Origin of the sequence: Pseudomonas sp. QE6, assembly GCF_041379005.1 — a bacterium.
Taxonomy (GTDB): Bacteria; Pseudomonadota; Gammaproteobacteria; order Pseudomonadales; family Pseudomonadaceae; genus Pseudomonas.
Genome location: NZ_CP166873.1, coordinates 3,303,907 through 3,326,017 on the forward strand (window position 1 = coordinate 3,303,907; position 22,111 = coordinate 3,326,017).

Sequence of the window (22,111 nt, forward strand, 5' to 3'; positions counted from 1 at the left end):
GGGCGGCGAAGGAGGCCGACCCATGCAGGAACCCCACGACAGCGCCTGGCAGCGTGTGCTGCAGGACATCACCACACCCTTCGACCGGGTCAGCGAGATGACCTACGGGGTGATCATGACCCTGACCATCATCTCGGTGATTTCCGCTGCCAGCGGCGGGGCGAGCCGGCAGGACCTGATCGTCGCCGCGCTGGGCTGCAACCTGGCCTGGGGCCTGGTGGACGCGCTGATGCTGCTGGTGCGCCTGCGGGTGGAGAGGGCTCACCGGCATGGCCGCCTGCGGGCCTTGCGTGGCATCTCCAACGACACGGATTTCCGCGACGGACTCGACGACTTCCTGCCGCCCCGGCTGGTGGCCGTCCTGCAACCGGACGAGGTCTGGCGCCTGCGCCAGCGCCTGATGGGGTCGTCCCTGGGGACTGGCGAGCCGCCGCGTGGCGGCGCCGAGGTGTGGTTGGCGGCCCTGCTGATCGTGCTGCTGGTGACGGGGATTACCCTGCCGATGATCCTGCCGCTCTGGTTGGTGCCGGACGACCTGCTGGCGCTGCGCCTGGCCCAGGGCGTCGGCGTGGTCATGCTGTTCACGCTCGGCTGGCTGCTGGCGCGTTGGGCCGGCGATTCGCCCTGGCCGGGGGCGCTGGGTTTCACTGCGCTGGGCGTGGCGATGACCGGGCTGTGCATTGCCCTGGGGGGATAGTGTTTCAGGTTGTTTCGGTTCTTGCGCGCAGAGGTGTTGGCCCGGATGCTGGAGCGTCGTCCCGCCGGGACGGTCCACCACCCGATGCAAGGATGCCGTCATGCCATTCGCCTATGCCTGCCTGGCCCTGTCGATGCTGCTCGTCGGGGGCAATATCGCCATCGGCAAGCTGATCCTCGCCGAAGTCCCGCTCTACCTGTTCGCGGCCTTGCGCTTCCTCATCGCCAGCCTGGTGCTGCTGCCGGGCATGTTCCTCCGCGATGCCCGCCGGGGGCTGGATCGCCGGGCCTGCGGCGGGCTGTTCCTGCAGGCGTTCTTCGGCTGCTTCCTGTTCAGCCTGTGCATGCTGCACGGCGTATTGCTGACTTCGGCGACCAGCGCCGGGATCATCACCAGCGCCACGCCGAGCGTGATCGCGCTGCTGGCCTGGCTCTGGCTGCGTGAGCGGGTCAGCGCGCCGCAGTTGCTGGCGATCGTGCTGGCGGTGTCGGGCATCGCCGCGCTGAACCTGCTGGAGCGCCCGGAAACCGGCAGCGGCAGTGTCGCCGGCAACCTGCTGGTGCTCGGCGCGGTGCTGGCCGAGGCGCTGTTCGCGGTGTTTTCGCGCCGGCTGTCGCTCAGTGTGCGGCCCTGGGCCATGGCCTTCGGCGTCAACCTGGCCGGGTTGCTGCTGTTCCTGCCGCTGGCCGTGCCACAGGCGCTGGCGTTCGACTGGAGCCTGCCTGGCGCGGCGACCTGGGGCTGGCTGCTGTTCTACGCGCTGAGCGCCAGCGTGCTGTCCTTCCTGCTCTGGTACCGCGGTATCGCGCAGGTGCCGGCCAATGTCGCCGGGCTGTTCACCGGCCTGATGCCGGTCAGTTCCGCGCTGGTCGGGGTGTCGCTGCTGGGCGAGCATTTCAGCGTCGGCCACGCCCTGGGCATGCTGCTGGTGCTGGCCGCGCTGGTGCTGGGCACCCGTCGTGCCGAATTGCCGCCTGTCGCCGTTGTCGGGGCCGACGCGGTGAAGTAGCGGCAACTCGCCGGTAGAGACGCTACGCTGGTGAAGTGGCCTTGGGAATCCGCCAAGGGAGAGTGCCTTTCAGCGTGTTCGGCGGATTTGGCTGCAATTGGGGGACGTTGATTCGCTTGGCGTTTCCCGTGGCACATAGAGGTGCCCGGAACGCATCCTTGCCCCAGGTCGGGGTGCGTTCGTTGGCGGGGAATAAACTCTGAACGTCTCGAAAGGAGGTGCGTACCATGGAAAAGCCCCTCTCGGAGGATATCAGCGTCAACGTGTTGCGCCGGATGAAGGAAGGTGGCTTCGATTTCGCTCGTATACATCCCATCGACTTTTTCGCCATCTTTCCCGATGAACAGAACGCCCGTAAGGCTGCCCGGCAATTCCGCGGCGAGTCGCTGAGGGCGCAGGTCGAAGCTCGCGACGATGGCGGCTGGAGCCTGCAGATCAGCAAGGTGATGTTCGCGACCCATGCGGGCATCGGCGCTTTCGAGCACGACCTGGAGGAAGTCGTGGCGCCGCTGGGAGGTGTTCTGGACGGCTGGGGCGTGACCCAGGAAGTGAATTCCCTGCGTCCCTAGCAGCAACGCGTTCCGAGCCGTCGGTCGACGGCAGTGATTGTCTACCCGCAACCGCATACGCGCCGTCACCCACCGTGACGGCGCGGTTTCCGCGCGGGTACGCCGGGGTTTATGACACCTCCCCGATGCGGCAGACTGCCGTGCGGAGGTGACCATGACCGATATTCTGATTCTGACCCACGTCGATTTCTGCCCGCCGGGCCACCTGGCCACGGTGCTGGACCGTTGCGGCCTATCGTTCGAAGTGCGCCGCGCCGACCTCGACGAGCTGCAGGGCTATGACCTGGAGCGGCCGAAAGCGGTCGCGATCATGGGTGGGCCGATGAGCGTCAACGACGATACGCCGTGGCTGCGCACCGAGCTCGCGGCGATCCGCCGTTTCATCGAGCGCGACGTGCCGATGATCGGCCATTGCCTGGGCGGCCAACTGCTGGCCAAGGCGCTGGGCGCGGACATCCACCGTCTGCCCTATACCGAAATGGGTTGGCAGCCGATGCGCCGGCTGGAGTCGCAGAGCCCATGGCTGGCGCACCTGCCGGACGAATTCCCGATCTACCAGTGGCATGGCGATACCTTCGACCTGCCCGTGGGCGCGACGCACCTGCTCTCCAGTCCCTGGTGCGAGAACCAGGCGTTCAGCTTCGGCGAGCGCATCCTCGGCCTGCAGGGGCACCCGGAGATGACCGAGGAGCTGGTGAGCGGCTGGATCAACGGCTGGCCGGAATACCTCGATCCCAGCCAGCCGAGCCAGGAGAGCGCGGAGGTGATGCTGGCCGAGCTGCCGCAGAAGGTGGCGGCGATGAACCGCGTGGCGGAAGGGTTCTACAGCCATTGGCTGAAGCTGGCCGGGTTGATCTGATCCATTGATGCCTTGCAGGGCGCGATGCTTTTCGTAGGAGCGAGCTTGCTCGCGAACAACCCTGTGCGGGGCTGCGGTTCGCGAGCAAGCTCGCTCCTACAGGCAATCCCTCAATGCTTGATCATGATGTGCCGCGCCACGGTGTAGTCCTCCAGGCCGTACATGGACAGGTCCTTGCCGTATCCCGACTGCTTGAAGCCGCCGTGGGGCATCTCGCTGCAGAGCATGAAGTGGGTATTCACCCAGGTGCAGCCGTACTGCAGGCGCGCGGCCACCCGTGAGGCGCGGCCGACGTCGCGGGTCCAGACCGAGGAGGCAAGGCCGTAGTCGGAGTCGTTGGCCCAGCGGATCGCCTCGTCCGCATCGCTGAAGGGCGTCACCGAGACCACCGGGCCGAACACCTCGCGGCGGACGATCTCGTCGTCCTGCCCGGCATTGGCCACCACCGTCGGTTCGTAGAAGAAACCCTTGCCGCTGACGATATTGCCGCCGGTGGCGATGCGGATGTGCGGGCTGGCCTTGGCCCGTTCGACGAAGCCGGAGACGCGCTCGCGCTGCGCCGCGGTGATGAGCGGGCCGAGTTCGGTGTTCGGGTCGTTCTGCAGGCCGGTCTTGAGGCTGCCCACCGCGCTGGCCAGGTCGGCGACGAAGTTGTCGTAGATCTTCTTGCCGGCGTAGATGCGGCAGGCGGCGGTGCAGTCCTGCCCGGCGTTGTAGAAGCCGAAGGTGCGGATTCCGGCCACCACGTCCGCCAGGTCGGCGTCGTCGAAGACGATCACCGGGGCCTTGCCGCCCAGTTCCATGTGCAGGCGCTTCACGCTGTCGGCGGCGCTGCGGATGATCGCCTTGCCGGTGCCCACGGAGCCGGTGAGGGAAACCATGCGCACCAGGTCGTGGCTCACCAGCGGCGAGCCCACGGTCGGGCCGCGGCCGAAGACCAGGTTCACCACCCCGGCGGGGAACAGTTCGGCGATGAATTCGGCGACCCGCAGCGCGGTCAGCGGGGTCTGCTCCGAGGGCTTGAGTACCACGCAGTTGCCGGCGGCCAGGGCCGGGCCGAGCTTCCAGGCGGCCATCATCAGCGGGTAGTTCCAGGGGGCGATGGAGGCGATTACGCCCACCGGGTCGCGGCGGATCATCGAGGTGAAGCCGGGCAGGTATTCGCCGGCGGCGGAGCCGGGCATCACGCGGCAGGCGCCGGCGAAGAAGCGGAACACGTCGGCGATGGCCGGGATCTCGTCGTTCAGCGCGGCCGCGTAGGGCTTGCCGCAGTTGTCGGATTCCAGGCGGGCCAGTTCCTCGGCGTGTTCCTCGATGCGCTCGGCCAGGCGCAGCAGGAGCAGGGCGCGGTCTTTCGGCGCACTCTGCGACCAGCTGTCGAAGGCCTTGTCGGCGGCGCGCACGGCGGTGTCCACCTGGGCTTCGCTGGCCTCGGCGATCTGGCCCAGCACCTCGCCGGTGGCGGGGTTGAGGATGTCCAGCTTCTCGCCTTCGCCGGCGACGAACTGGCCGTTGATCAGGAGTTTGGTTTGCATCGCGCGTCCTCCGTGCAGGTGCGGTTGATGGATTCGCGGGTTACTTGCCGCTCCCCGCCACGTCGCTGGTGCCCCGGGTCAGGTAGTAGGCGCCAAGGATCGGCAGCATGGTGGCGAGCATCACGAGCATGGCGACGACGTTGGTGATGGGCACGTCGCGCGGGCGGGTCAGCTGGTTGAGCAGCCACAGCGGCAGGGTGCGCTCGTGACCGGCGGTGAAGGTGGTGACGATGATCTCGTCGAAGGACAGGGCGAAGGCCAGCATGCCGCCGGCCAGCAGCGCCGTGGCGATGTTCGGCAGGATGATGTAGCGGAAGGTCTGCCAGCCGTCGGCGCCCAGGTCCATGCTCGCCTCGATCAGGCTGAAGGAGGTGCGGCGGAAACGCGCGATCACGTTGTTGTAGACGATCACCACGCAGAAGGTGGCGTGGCCGATGACGATGGTGAGGAAGCCCGGGTCGATGCCGAGGGTCTTGAACGCCGAGAGCAGGGCGATACCGGTGATGATGCCGGGCAGGGCGATGGGCAGGATCAGCATCAGCGAGATGCTCTCCTTGCCGAAGAAGTCGCGGCGGTAAAGCGCGCCGGCGGCCAGGGTGCCGAGGACCATGGCGATCAGCGTGGCCACGCAGGCGATCTTCACCGACAGCCAGATGGCGTCGAGCACGTCGCCGCGGGCGAAGGCGATGCTGAACCACTTCAGGGTGAAGCCCTGCAGCGGGAAGCTGTAGGCCGATTCCTCGGTGTTGAAGGCGTAGAGCAGGATCACCAGGATCGGGAAATGCAGGAACACCAGCCCGCCCCAGGCGGCCAGACGCAGGAACCAGGAGGGCCGATCGTCAGAGCGCATCGAAGGCCCCCAGCCGCTTGGCGATGGACAGGTACACGGCGATCAGCACGATGGGCACCAGGGTGAAGGCGGCCGCCAGGGGCATGTTGCCGATCGCGCCCTGTTGCACGTAGACCATGGTGCCGATGAACAACCCGCTGGGGCCAACCAGCTGCGGGATGATGAAGTCGCCCAGGGTCAGGCTGAAGGTGAAGATCGAGCCGGCCACCACGCCGGGGAAGGCCAGCGGCAGGACCACCTGGAAGAAGGTCTGCCGCGGGTGCGCGCCGAGGTCCGCCGAGGCCTGCAGCAGCGACGGCGGCAGGCGCTCCAGGGAGGCCTGGATCGGCAGGATCATGAACGGCAGCCAGATGTAGGTGAACACCCAGAAGCGCCCGATGTGCGAGGTGGACAGGGTGTTGCCACCCACGCCGGGCACATCCAGCAGCAGACCCAGCGCGCCGAGCAGGTGCAGGCGCTCGATCACCCAGTAGAGGATGCCGCCCTTGGCCAGGATCACCGTCCAGGCGTAGGCCTTGACGATGTAGCTGGCCCACATCGGCAGCATCACCGCGATGTAGAAGAAGGCTTTTTCCTTGGGCCCGGCGAACCGCGCCATGTAGTAGGCGATGGGGAAGGCGAGGATGGCGCTGGCGATGGAGACGCTGATGGCCATGCCCAGGGTGCGCAGCACGATGTCGTAGTTGGCGGGGTTGATCAGCGCCTTGTAGTTGGCGAAGGTCAGCTCCGGCGTCACCGCCATGGTGAAGTCGTCGAAGGTGTAGAAGCTCTGCCAGAGCAGGGCGAACAGCGAGCCGATGTAGATCACCCCGAACCACAGCAGCGGCGGTATCAGCAGCATCAGCAGATACAGCGTGCTGCGCCGGTAGAGGAAGCTGGAGACGCCGCGCATCGGGCTCATGGCGCCGGTTCCTCCAGCAGCGGCACCAGTGCGCTGCGCGCCCAGCAGGCGGTGACCGGCTCGCCCGGTTGCGGCCGGCGTTCCTCGCGCTCGCCGTTGGGCAGCGCGGCGACCAGGCGGCCGCCGTTGTCCAGTTCGATCTCGTAGCGGCTGCTGGCGCCCATGTACTGCACGTCGAACAGGGTGCCGCTGACTTCCAGTTCGCCGTCGCCGGCACGGCCGAAGCGCACGTGCTCGGGGCGCAGCGAGTGCGGCCGGGTTTCGCCGAGCAGGCGCTGGGCCAGGTCTCCGCGCAGCACGTTGGCGGTGCCGACGAATTCGGCGACGAAGCGCGTGGCCGGTTTCATGTAGAGGTTGCGCGGGGTGTCGACCTGCTCGATGCGGCCCTTGTTGAACACCGCCACGCGGTCGGACATGGACAGCGCCTCGCCCTGGTCGTGGGTGACGAAGATGAAGGTGATGCCCAGTTGGCGCTGCAGTTTCTTCAGTTCCACCTGCATCTGTTCGCGCAGCTTGAGGTCCAGCGCGCCGAGGGGTTCGTCCAGCAGCAGCACACGCGGGCGATTGACCAGGGCGCGGGCTAACGCGACGCGCTGGCGCTGGCCGCCGGAGAGCTGCGCCGGCTTGCGACTGCCGTAGCCGCCCAGGGCGACCATGCCCAGAGCCTCTTCGGCGCGCTTCAGGCGCTCGGCCTTGCCGACGCCTTTTACCTTGAGCCCGTAGGCCACGTTGTCCAGCACGTTCATGTGCGGGAACAGCGCGTAATCCTGGAACACGGTGTTGACGTCGCGCTCATAGGGCGGCAACCCGGCGGCTTCCTGGCCGTGGATGCGGATGGAGCCTGAGGTGGGCTGCTCGAAACCGGCGATCAGGCGCAGGCAGGTAGTCTTGCCCGAGCCGGACGGGCCGAGCATGGAGAAGAACTCGCCGTCACGGATCTCGATGGACACCCGGTCGACGGCGCGCACGTCGCCGTAATGACGGCTCACCTCGGTGAACTGGACGGCTGTGGTCATGCTGCGGGCTACCTGAGTGGCGGGGCTGCATCAGAAAAGGTAGCGCATGGGGGCGAGGGTGCTTGTCTGCGAGCTGGTGAGGTGAGGGCTCTTGTAGGATCGAGGGGGACGCCTAGTCCTTGCTCGCGAACCAACTCCCACTACGGGGCTGTTCGCGAGCAAGCTCGCTCCTACAGGCCAGGCGTAAAGCTGTATCGCTATCTCCCGCCCATGATCGCAATGTAATCCTGCGTCCAGCGGCTGTACGGCACGCACTGCCCCTGGGCGCACTTGGCCTGCGGGGTCTTCCAGAAGGCGATGCGGTCGAACTGGTCGTAGCCATTGGTGGCGCAGCCCTGCGGGCCAAGCAACTGGCTGCCGGTGCAGCCGGCGGGGGAGGCGGGTACCGAGCCGAACCAGGCGGCCACGTCGCCCTGCACCTTGGGTTCCAGCGACCAGTTCAGCCACTTGTAGGCGCAGGTCGGGTGCTTGGCGTCGACGTGCATCATGGTGGTGTCGGCCCAGCCGGTCACCCCTTCGACCGGAATGGTCGATTCGATCGGCTGCTTCTCGCCCACCAGTGCGTTGACCTGGTACGGCCAGGAGCCGGAAGCGGCCACGCCTTCGTTCTTGAAGTCGCTCATCTGCACCGTCGCGTCATGCCAGTAGCGGTGGATCAGCTTCTGCTGCTCGCGCAGCAGCTTGAGGGTGGCGGCGTACTGTTCCTCGTTGAGCTCGTAGGGGTCCTGGATGCCGAGGGCAGGGTTGGTGGTCTTCAGGTACAGGGCGGCGTCGGCAATGTAGATCGGTCCGTCGTAGGCCTGCACGCGGCCCTTGTTGCTCTTGCCGTCGGGCAGCTTCTGCTCGCTGAACACCACGCTCCAGCTCAGCGGCGCCTTGGGGAAGACCTTGGTGTTGTACATCAGCACGTTCGGGCCCCACTGGTAGGGCGTGCCGTAGTGCTTGCCGTCCACCGTGTGCCACGGCGCGTTCTGCAGGCGCGGATCGACGTTCTTCCAGTTGGGGACCAGGGCGATGTTGATCGGCTGCACGCGCTTGCCATAGACCAGGCGCAACGAGGCATCGCCCGAGGCGGTGACCAGGTCGTAGCCGCCCTTGGCCATCAGGCTGACCATCTCGTCGGAGGTGGCGGCGGTCTTCACGTTGACCTTGCAGCCGGTGTCCTTCTCGAACTGGGTCACCCAGTCGTAGTTCTTGTCGCTCTCGCCGCGTTCGATGTAGCCGGGCCAGGCGATGATGTCGAGGGCGCCTTCGGGCTGGCCCAGTTGCTTGATCGCCTCGGCGGCCTGAAGGGAGGCGCTGCCGAGCAGGCAGACACCGGCGAAGGCCAGCGTCGCGACTTTCCCTGAAGACAATTGCACTGATGACATGAATCGACTCCTGTTGTTCTTCGTTGTCGGAGCCTCGGCGGCCGAACCGCGCCGTAAGGTCGGCATCTGGTTGATAGCGATGTGCCCTATCGCGAGGGGGCTCTTGCAGCGTAGTTCCGGCCCCGGAGACTGACAAGAAAGCCCCCTGTGCCCTGCAAGGCCCCGCCCGCCGCCCCTTGCGGCCTCAAACGGGGCGCGCCGGGACGCACCGGCCGACAAAGCGCACCAAGCGGGTGCGGGGCGTTCGAGCAGCCTTTGCAAGTCATTGAACCAAAAGGAAATCGGCCTCTGGCACGGGCCTTGCGACGGTCTTCCCAACCGAGGACAAGCGGCAGCAAGGAGTAGAAGATGGCTCGGGTGTTCTATGACGAAATGCATGACGCCGCTGGCGCCTGCCGACCGCACTACACGGAGTTCGCCCGCTGGCTGGCGGACATGCCCGGTGAACAGCTGCAACAGCGTCGTCGCGAGGCCGACCTGTTGTTCTATCGCGCCGGGATCACCTTCACCCTCTATGGCGACGACCAGGGCACCGAGCGCCTGATCCCCTTCGACACCATCCCGCGCAGCATCCCCGCCAGCGAATGGAAGACCATCGAGGCCGGTTGCATCCAGCGCGTGCAGGCGCTCAACCTGTTCCTCGCCGACCTCTACCACGACCAGCGCATCCTCAAGGAAGGCCTGATCCCGCCCGAGCAGGTCCTGGCCAACGACCAGTACCAGCTGGCCATGCAGGGCCTGGACGTGCCCGGCAACGTCTACGCGCACATCGCCGGTATCGACCTGGTGCGCGACGGCAACGGCGCCTACTACGTGCTCGAAGACAACCTGCGCACCCCCAGCGGCGTCTCCTACATGCTGGAGAACCGCAAGATGATGATGCGCCTGTTCCCCGAGCTGTTCGGCGCCCAGCGCATCGCGCCCATCGACCACTACCCGAACCTGTTGCTCGACACCCTGCGCCAGGCCAGCGAAGTGGAGCAGCCCTGCGTCGTGGTGCTGACCCCGGGCCGCTTCAACAGCGCCTATTTCGAGCACGCCTTCCTCGCCCGCGAGATGGGCGTGGAGCTGGTGGAAGGCGCCGATTTGTTCGTCCGCGACGAGCGCGTCTTCATGCGCACCACCGCTGGCCCGATGCCGGTGGATGTGATCTATCGCCGGGTGGACGACGACTTCCTCGACCCGCTGGCCTTCAACCCCGACTCCATGCTCGGCGTGCCCGGCCTGCTGGCCGCCTACCGCGCCGGCAACGTGGTGCTGGCCAACGCCATCGGCACCGGCGTGGCCGACGACAAGTCCATCTACCCCTACGTGCCGGAGATGATCCGCTTCTACCTCGACCAGGAGCCCATCCTGCACAACGTGCCGACCTGGCAGTGCCGCCGCCCGCAGGACCTGTCCCACGTGCTGGCGCACCTGCCCGAACTGGTGGTGAAGGAGGCCCAGGGCTCCGGTGGCTACGGCATGCTGGTCGGCCCGGCATCGACCACGGCCGAAATCGAAGCCTTCCGCGCCCGGCTGATGGCGCGGCCGGAGGCCTATATCGCCCAGCCGACCCTGAGCCTGTCGACCTGCCCGACCTTCGTCGAGAACGGCATCGCCCCGCGCCACATCGACCTGCGGCCCTTCGTGCTGTCCGCACCGGACAACGTGCGCCTGGTACCCGGCGGGCTGACCCGCGTGGCGCTGCGCGAAGGCTCGCTGGTGGTCAACTCGTCGCAGGGCGGTGGCACCAAGGACACCTGGGTGGTGGAGGACTGATCATGCTGAGCCGTACCGCTTCCGACCTGTACTGGATGTCGCGCTACCTGGAGCGTGCCGAGAATCTCGCGCGCATGCTCGACGTGTCCTACTCGCTGTCGCTGATGCCCCAGGACGACCGCGGCAATGGCCTGGAGGAACTGGCCATGCCGCTGCAGATCACCGGCAACCTCGATGCCTACCTCGCCCGACACGGCGAGCTGCACGCCGAACGCCTGCTGAATTTCTTCGCCCTGGATGCGCAGAACCCGGCGAGCATCTACTCCTGCTTCGCCGCCGCCCGCGCCGGTGCCCATGCGGTGCGCGGGCGCATCACCACCGACATGTGGGAAAACATCAACGCCACCTGGCTGGAAATGCGCGATATCGCCCAACAGGGCCTGCTGCGCTACGGCATCAGCCACTTCTGCGAATGGGTGAAGGACCGCTCCCACCTGTTCCGCGGTGCCACCCTCGGCACCAGCATGCGCAACGACGCCTTCCACTTCATCCGCCTGGGCACCTACATCGAGCGCGCCGACAACACCCTGCGCCTGCTCGACGCGCGCCAGCAGGTGCTGGGCGAGCACGGCGCCCCGGCCGAGGGTTCGGCGCGCGGCTACTACCAGTGGACGGCGCTGCTGCGCGCGCTGTCGGCCTTCGAGGGCTACACCGAGTTGTACCGCGATGCGCTGAACGCACGGAACATCGCCGAGCTCCTGCTGCTGCGCGAGGACGTGCCGCGCTCGCTGCTGGCCTGCGCCGAGGAGCTGCGCCAGATCCTCTCCAGCCTGCCCGGCGCCAACGGCCGCCCGGCCCAGCGCCTGGCCGCCGAGCTGGAGGCGCGGGTGCGCTATACCGGCATCGACGAGGTGCTGGGCACTGGCCTGCATCCCTGGATCACCGACCACATCGGGCTGGTGCGCCAGCTCGCCAACGCCATTCACAGCTCGTACCTGGAGGCCGCATGAAACTCTCCATCCGCCACGACACCACCTACCGCTACGAAGACCAGGTGCGCGCGAGCATCCAGTACCTGCGCCTGACCCCGCAGGAAAGCGAGCGCCAGCACGTGCTCGACTGGCAGTTGCAGCTGCCGCGCCCGGCGCATCCGCAGCGCGATGCCTACGGCAACATCCTCCATGTGCTGACCCTGGACGAGCCCCACGAAGCCATCGTCATCGCTGCCCACGGCCATGTGGAGATCGATGTGGAGAACGAGCGCGAGCACGATCACCTGTCGCCGTTGCCCTTTCTGCGCAGCACCCGCCTGACCCTGGCCGACGGCGCGCTGCAGGAATTCGCCCGGGCCCAGTGCGCCGAGGGCCGCGACCGCAAGGCGATGATCAAGCTGATGCAGGCACTGCACGAGCGCATCGCCTACGTGCCCGGCTCGACCCAGGTCGACAGCACCGCCGCCGAAGCCTTCGCCGCAGGGCAGGGCGTCTGCCAGGACCACGCCCACGCCTTCCTCGCCTGCCTGCGCTGCCTGGGTGTGCCGGCGCGCTACGTCTCCGGCTACCTCTACACCGACGCCGAGGAGCACCTGGCCAGCCACGCCTGGGCCGAGGCCTGGCTGGACGACGCCTGGTACAGCTTCGACGTGACCAATGTGCTGGATCGCCCGGAGCGCCACCTGAAACTGGCCGTCGGCCTGGACTACCTCGACGCCTGCCCGGTGCGCGGCATGCGTCGGGGCGGCGGCGGCGAGCAGATGCACGCCCGCGTCACCGTGGCGCCGGGGCACCTGCAGCAGATGCAGCAGGCGCAGCAGTAAGGATGCGTGGCACGCGGACTGGCGCCGGCATAAGATCGGTGCCAGTTCCCACCGCCAGAAACGACAGTCTTGAGACCGCTATGACCTACTGCGTCGCCATGAACCTCGCCCAGGGCCTGGTCTTCGTCTCCGATTCGCGCACCAACGCCGGCGTCGACAATATCGCCGTGTTCCGCAAGCTGCACATCTTCGGCACGCCCGGCGAGCGCCTGATCGTGGTGCAGAGTGCCGGCAACCTGGCTACCTCGCAGTCGGTGATCAGCGTGCTGCGCCAGCGCATGGGCAGCGACGAGCCGAACCTGGGCAATGTCCAGAATCTGTTCGAGGCGGCCCGACTGGTGGGCTCGACCCTGCGCGAGGTGGTCGACCACGACGAGAACATCGGGCAGAACCAGGGCGTCGACCTGGGCAGCTCCTTCCTGGTCGGCGGGCAGATAGGCGAAGAAGTGCCGCGCCTGTTCAACGTCTACCCGCAGGGCAACTTCATCGAATCCACCCGCGACACGCCGTACTTCCAGATCGGCGAGAGCAAGTACGGCAAGCCGATCATCGACCGCGCCATGAGCTACGCCACCCCGCTGGAGCAGGCCCTGCGCTGCGCGCTGATCAGCTTCGACTCGACCATCCGCAGCAACCTCTCGGTGGGCATGCCGCTGGACCTGCTGGTGTACCGCGAGGGCAGCCTGGAAGTGCCGGCGGGGTACCGCATCCAGGAGGGCGATCCGTATTTCGAGGGCATCCGCGGGCAATGGGGCGCCGGGTTGCGGCAGTTGCTGGGCGAACTGCCGGCGCCGCCGGGGGATTACTGGCACTGACGCTCGGTGTTCGGGCGGGTTCGCGAGCAAGCTCGCTCCTACAAGAGCCGCACCGGACCCGCCTTTCGTAGGAGCGAGCTTGCTCGCGAAGCGCATCGATCCTAACCCCCGATCGCCCCCGGTTGGCGGATAACGCTGGCGCGTTATGCGCCCTACGCAAGTGTCGGGCTTCAGCTCCCGGCCTTCACCTTCCGCCCCGCCATGTGCTTGAGATAAGCCACGATCTCATCCAGCTCCTGGTCGCTGATCACTTCCGGCGCGAAGCCTTTCATCCGCGCTTCCGGCCAGTGCCGAAGGCTCTGCGGGTCGCGGATGTACTGCTTGAGGTAGCCGGCGGTGAAGTACTCGGTCGGATTGTGCGGCAGGTTCAGGTCCGGCCCGAACTGCGAGTCGCCGGCGCCATTGAGGCGGTGGCAGGCCAGGCAGTTCTTCTGGAACTGGGCGAAGCCCGAGCGCACCTGCGTCGACGCGTCCTTGGCCGGCAGCAGGGCGGGGAAGCGTTCCGCCAGCGGCTTCAGGTAGCGGATGCTGGCGACCTGGAAGGGCCACTGCTCAGGCCCGATGCCAGCGACCTTGGGGTCGGTCCAGACCAGGTAGAACGGGCCGGCAGAAGGCTTGCCGGCGGCCAGTTCCGGCCAGGGCTTGTTCGGCTCCTCGACGGCCAGCCAGGCGCGCGAGCCCTGGCTCGCCAGCAGCGGCGCGGCCGGCAGTTCGGCGGCGAAACCATCCAGCGCCACGGCCTGCAGGTGGTCCCCGGACTTCACGCCCTCCAGCAGCGCTGCCAGGGGCACGGCGCGGTAATGCATGGTGCGGTTGTAGGAGACGTCAGCGGGAATCTCGATGTCCTGCGCCTTGGGGTTGGCCAGCAACTGTTCGGTGGTCAGGCGGTGCTGGCCAGCGGGCAGTTCCAGGGTCAGGGTGGCGGCGAAAGTCGTGGGGCAGAGCAGCAGCAAGGACAGCAGCAGTGGGCGCATGGAGGTTCGGTTCCGTGAACGGAGAGGGCCGCCGAACCATAGCAGAAGAGAGGAGGTGACTCCCGCGCTGCGTTGACCGTGGCTCGCGAGTGGCGGCACGCGGTGCGCAGCAACGGGATCGCCGGTTTGTTGTCCCTAGCCGACCAGACGACTCAGATTGGGGATGATCAGCACCACTGTGGTGGCAAAGACGATCAGGCTAGCCTGACGCCATTTTCTTGATTGTTGATGATCCATCATGGCCTTCCGCCTTTCTTGTTGTTGGCGCGGTTCCGATCCGCACTCACGGCCTGTCGGCAGTGGAGACTGCGCCCTGGCTTCTGACCGCCCCGGCAAAACCCGGCAGCGGCACTTTTCGCAGTGTCTGCAAAATGGAGTCTAAGCCTAGTGCGACGCGGGCTTAGACCATCTGGCAACAAATCCTGCAGTTCCAGGCATATTCCATCTATATGACCCCGGCGTGACAGCTCTGGTCCGCAGATCGACCGTTCGTCCGGCTTCTTGCGCAAGCCTTTTCCAGAGCCTCCGGCCTCCAGGCCGCCGGTCGGAGGTTGAGCGTGACGGTCAATGCGCCTGAGCGCTGCGGTCATTGTCGGTGCCCGCCACGCCGCTAAGGTAGGCCGACACGCCACGCCTGCGTGACGACAACTCTAAGAGAGAACGCCATGACCGAAGCATTCATTTACGACGCGGTGCGTACTCCCCGCGGCAAAGGCAAGAAGGACGGCGCGCTGCACAGCGTCAAGCCGGTCAACCTGATGGCCGGCGTCCTGCGCGCGCTGCAGCAGCGCAACCAGCTCGATACCGCCCAGGTCGACGACATCGTCCTGGGCTGCGTGACCCCGGTGGGCGACCAGGGCGCGGACATCGCCAAGACCGCCGCGCTGGTGGCCGACTGGGACGAGCAGGTTGCCGGCGTGCAGATCAACCGCTTCTGCGCCTCGGGCCTGGAGGCGGTCAACCTGGGCGCCATGAAGGTGCGCTCGGGCTTCGAGGACCTGGTGGTGGTCGGCGGCGTGGAATCCATGTCCCGCGTGCCCATGGGCTCCGACGGTGGTCCCTGGGCGCTGGACCCGGAAACCAACCTGCACACCAGCTTCGTGCCCCAGGGGATCGGCGCCGACCTGATCGCCACCCTGGAAGGCTTCAGCCGCGTCGATGTGGACGCCTTCGCCCTGCGCTCCCAGCAGAAGGCCGCCAAGGCCCGCGCCGAAGGGCTGTTCGGCAAATCCCTGGTGCCGGTGACCGACCAGAACGGCATCGTCCTGCTCGACCACGATGAATTCATCCGCGGCGACTCCACCCTCGAAGGCCTCGGTGCGCTCAAGCCCAGCTTCGAGATGATGGGGCAGATGGGTTTCGACGCCACCGCGCTGCGCAAGTACAGCTTCGTCGAGCGCATCGAGCACGTGCACACGCCGGGCAACAGCTCCGGCATCGTCGACGGCGCCGCCGCCATGCTCATCGGCTCCGAAGCCAAGGGCCGCGAGCTGGGCCTGAAGGCCCGCGGGCGCATCGTCGCCACCGCGGTGACCAGCACCGACCCGACCATCATGCTCACCGGCCCCGCGCCGGCCACCCGCAAGGCGCTGGCCAAGGCTGGCCTCAAGGCCGAGGACATCGACCTCTACGAGGTGAACGAAGCCTTCGCCTCGGTGGTGATGAAGTTCATGAAGGACATGGGCGTGCCCGAGAGCAAGGTCAACGTCAACGGCGGCTCCATCGCCATGGGCCACCCGCTGGGCGCCACCGGCTGCATGATTCTCGGCACCCTGCTGGACGAGCTGGAACGGCGCAACCTGCGCTACGGCCTGGCCACCCTCTGCGTGGGCGGCGGCATGGGTATCGCGACGATTATCGAAAGGGTTTGAGGCCGGAGAATAAAAATGACCGACGCCATCCGCTTTGAAAAAGGCCAGGACAATATCGTCATCCTGACCATGGACATGCCCGGCCAGAGCGCCAACACCATGAACGGTGCGTACCGCGAGGCCATGGCCGCCACCGTGGCGCGCCTGGAAGCCGAAAAGGATTCGATCGCCGGCGTGGTGATCACCTCCGCGAAGAAGACCTTCTTCGCCGGCGGCGACCTCAACGAGCTGATCAAAGTCACCAAGGCCCATGCCCAGGCTTTCTATGAAGGCATCCTGGTCCTCAAGGGCCAGCTGCGTCGCCTGGAAACCCTCGGCAAGCCGGTGGTCGCCGCCATCAACGGCGCGGCCCTGGGCGGCGGCTGGGAAATCTGCCTGGCCTGCCACCACCGCATCGCCCTGGACGAAAGCCACGTCCAGCTCGGCCTGCCGGAAGTCACCCTGGGCCTGCTGCCCGGTGGCGGCGGCGTGGTGCGAATGGTGCGCCTGCTCGGTCTGGAGAAGGCCCTGCCGTACCTGGCCGAAGGCAAGAAGGTGCGCCCGGACCAGGCGCTCAAGGCCGGCCTGATCCACCAGTTGGCTTCCAGCCGCGAGGACATGCTGGCCAAGGCCCGCGAGTGGATCGCCGCCAACCCGGCCGCCAAGCAGCCGTGGGACAGCGCCGGCTACAAGATTCCCGGCGGCACGCCGGCAAGCCCCAGCGTGGCGCAGATGCTGGCCATTGCGCCGTCCGTGCTGCGCGACAAGACCAAGGGCTGCTTCCCGGCGCCGGAGAAGATCATGTGCGCCGCCGTCGAAGGCGCGCAGGTGGACTTCGACACCGCGCAACTGATCGAGGCGCGCTACTTCACCGAGCTGACCACCGGCCAGGTGGCGAAGAACATGATCGGCACCTTCTGGTTCCAGCTCAACGAGATCAACGCCGGCAAGTCCCGTCCGCAGGGATATCCGGTCACCCAGACGAAGAAGGTCGGCGTGATCGGCGCCGGCATGATGGGCGCGGGCATCGCCTACGTCTCGGCTGCCGCCGGCATCGAGGTGGTGCTCAAGGACGTTTCCCTCGAAGCGGCCCAGAAGGGCAAGGCCTACTCGGCCGGGCTGCTGGACAAGAAAGTGGGCAAGGGCCAGATGACCGCCGAGAAGCGCGACGCCTTCCTCGCACGGATCAAACCCACCGCCAATGATTCCGACTTCGAAGGTTGCGACCTGATCATCGAAGCCGTGTTCGAGGACCGTGGCCTGAAGGCCAAGGTCAGCGCCGCTGCGGAGTCCGCCGCGCTGCCGGACGCGGTGATCGCCTCCAACACCTCGACCCTGCCGATCACCGGCCTGGCCGAAGCCGTGGCGCAGCCGCAGAAATTCATCGGCCTGCACTTCTTCAGCCCGGTGGACAAGATGCCGCTGGTGGAAATCATCCGCGGCGAGAAGACCGACGATGCTACCCTGGCTCGCGCCTTCGACTACGTCCTGCAGATCAAGAAGACCCCGATAGTCGTCCACGACAGCCGTGGCTTCTTCACCTCCCGCGTGTTCGGCACCTTCACCAACGAAGGCCTGGCCATGCTCGGCGAGGGTGTGTCGGCGGCGATGATCGAGAACCAGGCGCGCCAGGCCGGCATGCCGGTGGGCCCCCTGGCGATCAGCGACGAAGTGTCCATGAGCCTGATGAGCCATATCCGCGAGCAGACCCGCAAGGACCTGGAGGCCGAAGGCAAACAGTTGCCCAAGCACCCGGCCTTCGCCGTGGTGGACCTGATGGTCAACGAGTACAAGCGCCCTGGCAAAGCTGCCGGCGCCGGCTTCTACGACTATCCCGCCAATGGCAGGAAGCACCTGTGGCCGGAGCTGAAGCAGCGCTTCGAGAAGGCTGACGCACAGATTTCCGCCGAGGACGTGCGCGACCGCATCCTTTTCGTGCAGGCCATCGAGACGGTACGCTGCGTGGAGGAGGGCGTGCTGACCTCCACCGCCGACGCCAACATCGGCTCGATCTTCGGCATCGGCTTCGCCGCCTGGAGCGGCGGCGCGCTGCAGTTCATCAACCAGTACGGCCTGAAGGACTTCATCGCCCGCGCCGAGTACCTGGCCGAGCAGTACGGCGAGCGCTTCCTGCCGCCAGCGCTGCTATTGGAGAAGGCGGCGCGCAACGAGCAGTTCTGAGCGTACGTGTAGGAGCGAGTTTGCTCGCGATCCACCCCCGCTGCGGGGCCGTTCGCAGCTAGCTCGCTCCTACAAGTCGTCATTTCACAAAACCGGCCCTGGTGGCCGGTTTTTTCTTGCCGGTGCAAGCCGTAGGATGGCGCCTTCCGACTCGCAAGGACCGCACCGATGACCGTTCCCGCCCTGTTGATCATCGACCAGCAGCAAGGCATGCGCGAAAGCCCTGAGCCGCGCAACAATCTGCAGGCCGAGCACCGCATCGGCGCCCTGCTGGCGGCCTGGCGCCAGGCCGGCTGGCCGCTGGTGCATATCCGGCACATCTCCCGTACACCGGGCTCGCCATTCTGGCCGGGGCAACCGGGGGCGGAGTTCCAGCCGGAGCTGGCACCGCTGGACCACGAACAGGTGCTGGAGAAGAACGTCCCCGATGCCTTCGTCAACAGCGGCCTGGAGCGTTGGCTACGGGTGCGCGGCATCGACTCGGTGGTGATCTGCGGCGTCAGCACCAACAACTCGGTGGAGGCCACGGCGCGTTCGGCGGGCAACCTGGGCTTCGTCACACAGGTCGTGGCAGACGCCTGCTTTGCCTTCGACAAGCGCGATTTCAACGGCGTGCTGCGCAGCGCGGAAGAGGTCCACGCCATGTCCCTGGCCAACCTGCAAGGCGAATATGCCCAGGTGCTGGACGCGAACTCGATCCTGCGAGCGCTGTCCCTGAGCTGAATCCTTGCCAACCGGCCGTCACCCCTGTGCGTCCGTGCAATTGAAGGAAGTCGGTTTTTCCGGTATTTCCCCTGAAATTCCTACGCAAGAATCGGCCACGGCATCTTGCGTGGTGAAAAAATAGGGCGTAATTTTCACGCGCGTTCCATCAGTGCCAGGATAACCATTCTTATCAGCCGCTAACCCCCCAGGAATCACCCCTGCATGTCGTTGCACATCTGCATTCTGGAAACCGACATCCTCCGCCCCGAGCTGATCGACCAGTACAAAGGCTATGGCTGGATGTTCCAGCAACTGTTCGCCAAGCAACCCGTTCCGGCCGAGTTCAAGGTCTACAACGTGGTGGAAGGGCATTATCCGCCCGAAGATGAGAAGTTCGACGCGTACCTGGTGACAGGCAGCAAGGCGGACTCGTTTGGCACTGATCCCTGGATCCAGACCCTAAAGGACTACGTGCTGAAGCTCTATGAGCGCGGTGACAAGCTGCTGGGCGTGTGCTTCGGCCACCAGTTGCTGGCGCTGGTTCTCGGCGGCAAGGCCGAGCGTGCGGATCAGGGCTGGGGCGTGGGCATCCACGACTACCGCATCGAGGAACAGCCGGAGTGGATGAGCCCGTCGCTGGGCGATGGCCTGACCCTGCTGGTCAGTCACCAGGACCAGGTCACCGAGCTGCCCCATGGCGCGCGCCGTATCGCTTCCAGTGACTTCTGCCCGAACGCGGCCTACGCCATCGGTGACCAGGTGCTGTGCTTCCAGGGCCACCCCGAGTTCCAGAGCGACTACTCCCAGGCCATCCTGGAACTGCGCAAGCACGTCTTCAGCGAGCCGGTGTTCCAGTCCGGCATCGACAGCCTCGCGCGCCCGCACCAGGGCACCGTGGTGGGCGAGTGGATGATGCGCTTCGTGCAGCAGGGCCGCGAGAAGAAGCAGAACGCCGCCTGATTCCCGCCGTGCCCCATGAAAACGCCGCTCCTTCGAGCGGCGTTTTCGTTTTCCCGGGGCGTAGGGCGTACAACCGTTCGCGGTTGTACGCCGATACACCTTGGTTCGTGGTCGGCGCCAGGATCGAGAGCGGAGTGCCCTGAGATCACGGTCAAACGGCGTACAACGTCCATGCGTCGTTGGCTAGAGCCACTCCGCCTGCTTGAAGCTGATGTACAGCCCGACGCACCCCAGCACCAGCAGGCCCATGACCAGGAAGTAGCCGTAGTGCCAGCGCAGCTCCGGGATGTATTCGAAATTCATCCCGTAGATGCCGGCCACGGCCGTGGGAAACGCGAGGATCGCCGCCCAGGCAGCGAACTTGCGCTGCACCACGCTCTGCCGTGAAGACTCCAGCGCCAGCCCGACTTCGATGGTCTGGGTGGCCACGTCGCGCAGGGTGGTGAGATCTTCCAGCAGGCGATTCACGTGGATCGCCACATCGCGGAAGTAGGGGCGCATCTGCTTGTCGATGAAGGGGAAGTCCAGGCGCTGCAGTTCCTGGCAGATCTCCACCATCGGCGCGGCATAGTGCTTGAGCTTGAGCACCTCGCGGCGCAGGCCGTAGATCTTCTCGATCTGCTCCTGGGTCAGCGATTTGCGCAGCACCTGTTGCTCCACTTCCTCGATTTCCCCGCGGATGGCTTCCACCACCGGCTCGTAGTTGCTGACTACGAAGTCCAGCAGGGCATAGAGCACGAAGTCGGTGCCGTGGGCCAGCAGCAGCGGTCGCGCCTCGCAGCGCTGGCGCACCTGGGAGTAGGACTGCGAGAAGCCGTGGCGCGCGCTGATGATGTAGCCGACGCCGGCGAACAGGTGGGTTTCCACGAACATCAGTCGGCTGTCAGCGCGGATGGGCGAATAGATCACCATGAACAGCGCGTCGCCGAAGGTCTCCAGCTTCGGTCGGCTGTGCTTTTCCAGGGCGTCGGAGACAGCCAGTTCGTGCAGGTTGAACTGCCGCTGCAGGTTGAACATTTCTTCCGGTGTCGGCTCCTGTAACCCCGTCCAGACAAAATGGTCGGGCTGGCAAGCCCAGCGGTAACCGTCCTCCAGGGGAATATCGGAGACCTTGCGGCCCTTGCTGTAGACGGCGGATGCGATGACACGGCCCATGGTGAACCCCCCGCAACTGGCTGGCGCGCGGGACAGTTCGTCCCACGACGCAGACTCTCACGCGGACAGTGTTGGACAAGCTCGCCGGCTGCGCCAGCCGAAAGGCATCAGGAGTGGGGATTCAGGGCGCTCTGCAGGCCTTGCAGTGCCACGGGCAGCGCCTGGTTGATGCGGGTGAAGAGCCCGGCCCTGTCGACATTGTCCACCGGTGCGCGACGGACGCTGTCGTAGCCGGCGGCCAGCGCCATGACCACCAGGATCACCATGGTGTAGAGCCCCAGAGCGGCGAGGGCGCCGTTGCGAGCGTAGCGGTGGGCCTGGCGATTCATGCGGATGGCTCGGGCAGCTGGAAGCGATGGCTCAGTGTCGCCGTCGCTCTGTCCGTTGAATAACGAAGCCGGTTGCTTTCGAGTATCAGGGAAATTGATGGCGGGCCGGGGCGCATGCCGTCTTGGCGTGCGGACGGGGTACTCGGAAGTTTGCGAGAGCTGGGCTGCGTTCATGGGCGTTTGACCCGCGTCAAAAATGGGGAGGCCGCCGGGCGTACCTTGGGAGTCAGGGGGTAGCGCGACGCTGCCACGGACATTCGAAACACAAGGAGCGCTTCATGATTCGATACGTTGAAGGCGACATTCTGCTGAGCAAGGCCCAGGTCATCGCGCACGGCATCGCACCACAGGACCACTTCGACTCTGGCCTGGCGCTGGCACTGCGCGAACGCTGGCCGTCGATGGTGCGCGACTATCGCCACGCCGCCCATTCGGATGCGCTGGAGCCGGGCTCGATCTGGGTCTGGTCGGGTGTCGATGCGGACGGCGGCACCCGTTGCATCGCCAATCTGCTGACCCAGGGCATGCAGGGTTCCGGACGCGGCGCGCGACCGGCAAAGGCGACGCTGGAGAATGTCGGGCACTGCCTGAAGGAACTTGCCCGCTACCTGCGAAGCGAGCGGGTGAGCAGCGTGGCGCTGCCTTGTCTGGCGACCGGTGTCGGCGGGCTCGACTGGAAGGAGGTGAAGCCGTTGCTGGAGCGTTACCTGGGCGATCTGGGCATCGCAGTGGTGGTCTACGAGGTCTACCGCAAGGGAGTGGCCGCCGCTGAGTGACGTCGCCCTGTCGCCCTCGAAAAGCCCGGCTGCAAGCCGGGCT

General features: G+C 66.4%; 21 protein-coding genes. 13 read left to right on the forward strand and 8 right to left on the reverse strand.

All coding sequences use genetic code 11. The features are described from left to right. Window positions 1-22 precede the first annotated feature (22 nt). The 4 genes from ACAW63_RS15370 to ACAW63_RS15385 all read left to right on the forward strand — a co-directional run bounded on the left by ACAW63_RS15370 (window position 23) and on the right by ACAW63_RS15385 (window position 3,134). Entirely contained in the window at window positions 23-697 is a 675-nt protein-coding gene (locus tag ACAW63_RS15370) for a hypothetical protein (protein ID WP_371226515.1), read from the forward strand. Window positions 698-797: 100 nt separating this feature from the next. Further along, on the forward strand, window positions 798-1,706 hold the full coding sequence (locus ACAW63_RS15375) for a DMT family transporter (RefSeq protein ID WP_371226517.1): 909 nt from the start codon (window positions 798-800) through the stop codon (window positions 1,704-1,706). Between the two features lie 227 nt (window positions 1,707-1,933). After that, entirely contained in the window at window positions 1,934-2,275 is a 342-nt protein-coding gene (locus ACAW63_RS15380; protein WP_275607739.1) for a ribonuclease E inhibitor RraB, read from the forward strand. A 154-nt stretch (window positions 2,276-2,429) separates the two neighbouring features. Then, on the forward strand, window positions 2,430-3,134 hold the full coding sequence (locus ACAW63_RS15385) for a type 1 glutamine amidotransferase (protein WP_371226519.1): 705 nt from the start codon (window positions 2,430-2,432) through the stop codon (window positions 3,132-3,134). 110 nt (window positions 3,135-3,244) lie between these two features. On the opposite strand, the gene ACAW63_RS15390 is transcribed toward ACAW63_RS15385, so the two are convergent. From ACAW63_RS15390 to ydcS, 5 genes are all read right to left on the reverse strand, one after another. Further along, window positions 3,245-4,669: a gamma-aminobutyraldehyde dehydrogenase gene (locus ACAW63_RS15390; RefSeq protein WP_371226521.1), complete on the reverse strand. Its 1,425-nt coding sequence runs from the start codon at window positions 4,667-4,669 to the stop codon at window positions 3,245-3,247. Between the two features lie 40 nt (window positions 4,670-4,709). Next, a complete protein-coding gene (locus tag ACAW63_RS15395; RefSeq protein ID WP_275607723.1) occupies window positions 4,710-5,519 on the reverse strand; it encodes an ABC transporter permease in 810 nt (269 codons plus the stop codon). Next, window positions 5,509-6,420 (reverse strand): ABC transporter permease, encoded by a 912-nt coding sequence (locus ACAW63_RS15400; RefSeq protein ID WP_275607722.1) that lies wholly within the window; start codon window positions 6,418-6,420, stop codon window positions 5,509-5,511. Before ACAW63_RS15400 ends, ACAW63_RS15395 begins: the two co-directional genes overlap by 11 nt. Beyond that, window positions 6,417-7,436 (reverse strand): ABC transporter ATP-binding protein, encoded by a 1,020-nt coding sequence (locus tag ACAW63_RS15405; protein ID WP_275607721.1) that lies wholly within the window; start codon window positions 7,434-7,436, stop codon window positions 6,417-6,419. The genes ACAW63_RS15400 and ACAW63_RS15405 overlap by 4 nt, the downstream gene beginning before the upstream one ends. 197 nt (window positions 7,437-7,633) lie before the next feature. Continuing rightward, complete coding sequence (ydcS, locus tag ACAW63_RS15410; RefSeq protein ID WP_371226524.1) at window positions 7,634-8,806, reverse strand: putative ABC transporter substrate-binding protein YdcS; 1,173 nt, start codon at window positions 8,804-8,806, stop codon at window positions 7,634-7,636. A gap of 348 nt (window positions 8,807-9,154) precedes the next feature. On the opposite strand from ydcS, the gene ACAW63_RS15415 reads away from it, so the two are divergent. The 4 genes from ACAW63_RS15415 to ACAW63_RS15430 all read left to right on the forward strand — a co-directional run bounded on the left by ACAW63_RS15415 (window position 9,155) and on the right by ACAW63_RS15430 (window position 13,138). After that, window positions 9,155-10,567: a circularly permuted type 2 ATP-grasp protein gene (locus ACAW63_RS15415; protein ID WP_371226526.1), complete on the forward strand. Its 1,413-nt coding sequence runs from the start codon at window positions 9,155-9,157 to the stop codon at window positions 10,565-10,567. Window positions 10,568-10,569: 2 nt separating this feature from the next. Further along, window positions 10,570-11,517, forward strand: coding sequence for an alpha-E domain-containing protein (locus tag ACAW63_RS15420; protein WP_371226528.1), 948 nt, complete (start codon window positions 10,570-10,572; stop codon window positions 11,515-11,517). After that, complete coding sequence (locus ACAW63_RS15425; protein ID WP_371226530.1) at window positions 11,514-12,323, forward strand: transglutaminase domain-containing protein; 810 nt, start codon at window positions 11,514-11,516, stop codon at window positions 12,321-12,323. Before ACAW63_RS15420 ends, ACAW63_RS15425 begins: the two co-directional genes overlap by 4 nt. An 80-nt stretch (window positions 12,324-12,403) precedes the next feature. Next, on the forward strand, window positions 12,404-13,138 hold the full coding sequence (locus tag ACAW63_RS15430) for a peptidase (protein ID WP_371226532.1): 735 nt from the start codon (window positions 12,404-12,406) through the stop codon (window positions 13,136-13,138). Between the two features lie 170 nt (window positions 13,139-13,308). Here ACAW63_RS15430 and ACAW63_RS15435 read toward each other — a convergent pair whose 3' ends face one another. Continuing rightward, a complete protein-coding gene (locus tag ACAW63_RS15435; protein WP_371226534.1) occupies window positions 13,309-14,112 on the reverse strand; it encodes a cytochrome c in 804 nt (267 codons plus the stop codon). A gap of 665 nt (window positions 14,113-14,777) precedes the next feature. Here ACAW63_RS15435 and ACAW63_RS15440 point away from each other — a divergent pair. The 4 genes from ACAW63_RS15440 to ACAW63_RS15455 all read left to right on the forward strand — a co-directional run bounded on the left by ACAW63_RS15440 (window position 14,778) and on the right by ACAW63_RS15455 (window position 19,808). Beyond that, window positions 14,778-15,983, forward strand: a complete 1,206-nt coding sequence (locus ACAW63_RS15440; protein ID WP_371226536.1) for an acetyl-CoA C-acetyltransferase — start codon at window positions 14,778-14,780, stop codon at window positions 15,981-15,983. A 15-nt stretch (window positions 15,984-15,998) separates the two neighbouring features. Beyond that, window positions 15,999-18,143, forward strand: coding sequence for a 3-hydroxyacyl-CoA dehydrogenase NAD-binding domain-containing protein (locus ACAW63_RS15445; protein WP_371226538.1), 2,145 nt, complete (start codon window positions 15,999-16,001; stop codon window positions 18,141-18,143). Between the two features lie 168 nt (window positions 18,144-18,311). Continuing rightward, entirely contained in the window at window positions 18,312-18,866 is a 555-nt protein-coding gene (locus tag ACAW63_RS15450; protein ID WP_371226540.1) for a cysteine hydrolase family protein, read from the forward strand. A gap of 204 nt (window positions 18,867-19,070) precedes the next feature. Next, window positions 19,071-19,808, forward strand: coding sequence for an amidotransferase (locus ACAW63_RS15455; protein WP_275607711.1), 738 nt, complete (start codon window positions 19,071-19,073; stop codon window positions 19,806-19,808). Window positions 19,809-19,991: 183 nt separating this feature from the next. On the opposite strand, the gene ACAW63_RS15460 is transcribed toward ACAW63_RS15455, so the two are convergent. Then, window positions 19,992-20,963, reverse strand: a complete 972-nt coding sequence (locus ACAW63_RS15460; RefSeq protein ID WP_371226542.1) for a magnesium and cobalt transport protein CorA — start codon at window positions 20,961-20,963, stop codon at window positions 19,992-19,994. A 107-nt stretch (window positions 20,964-21,070) separates the two neighbouring features. Beyond that, window positions 21,071-21,292, reverse strand: a complete 222-nt coding sequence (locus ACAW63_RS15465; protein ID WP_275607709.1) for a hypothetical protein — start codon at window positions 21,290-21,292, stop codon at window positions 21,071-21,073. 278 nt (window positions 21,293-21,570) lie between these two features. On the opposite strand from ACAW63_RS15465, the gene ACAW63_RS15470 reads away from it, so the two are divergent. Next, window positions 21,571-22,068, forward strand: a complete 498-nt coding sequence (locus tag ACAW63_RS15470; RefSeq protein ID WP_371226545.1) for a macro domain-containing protein — start codon at window positions 21,571-21,573, stop codon at window positions 22,066-22,068. The last annotated feature ends 43 nt before the right edge of the window (window positions 22,069-22,111 follow it).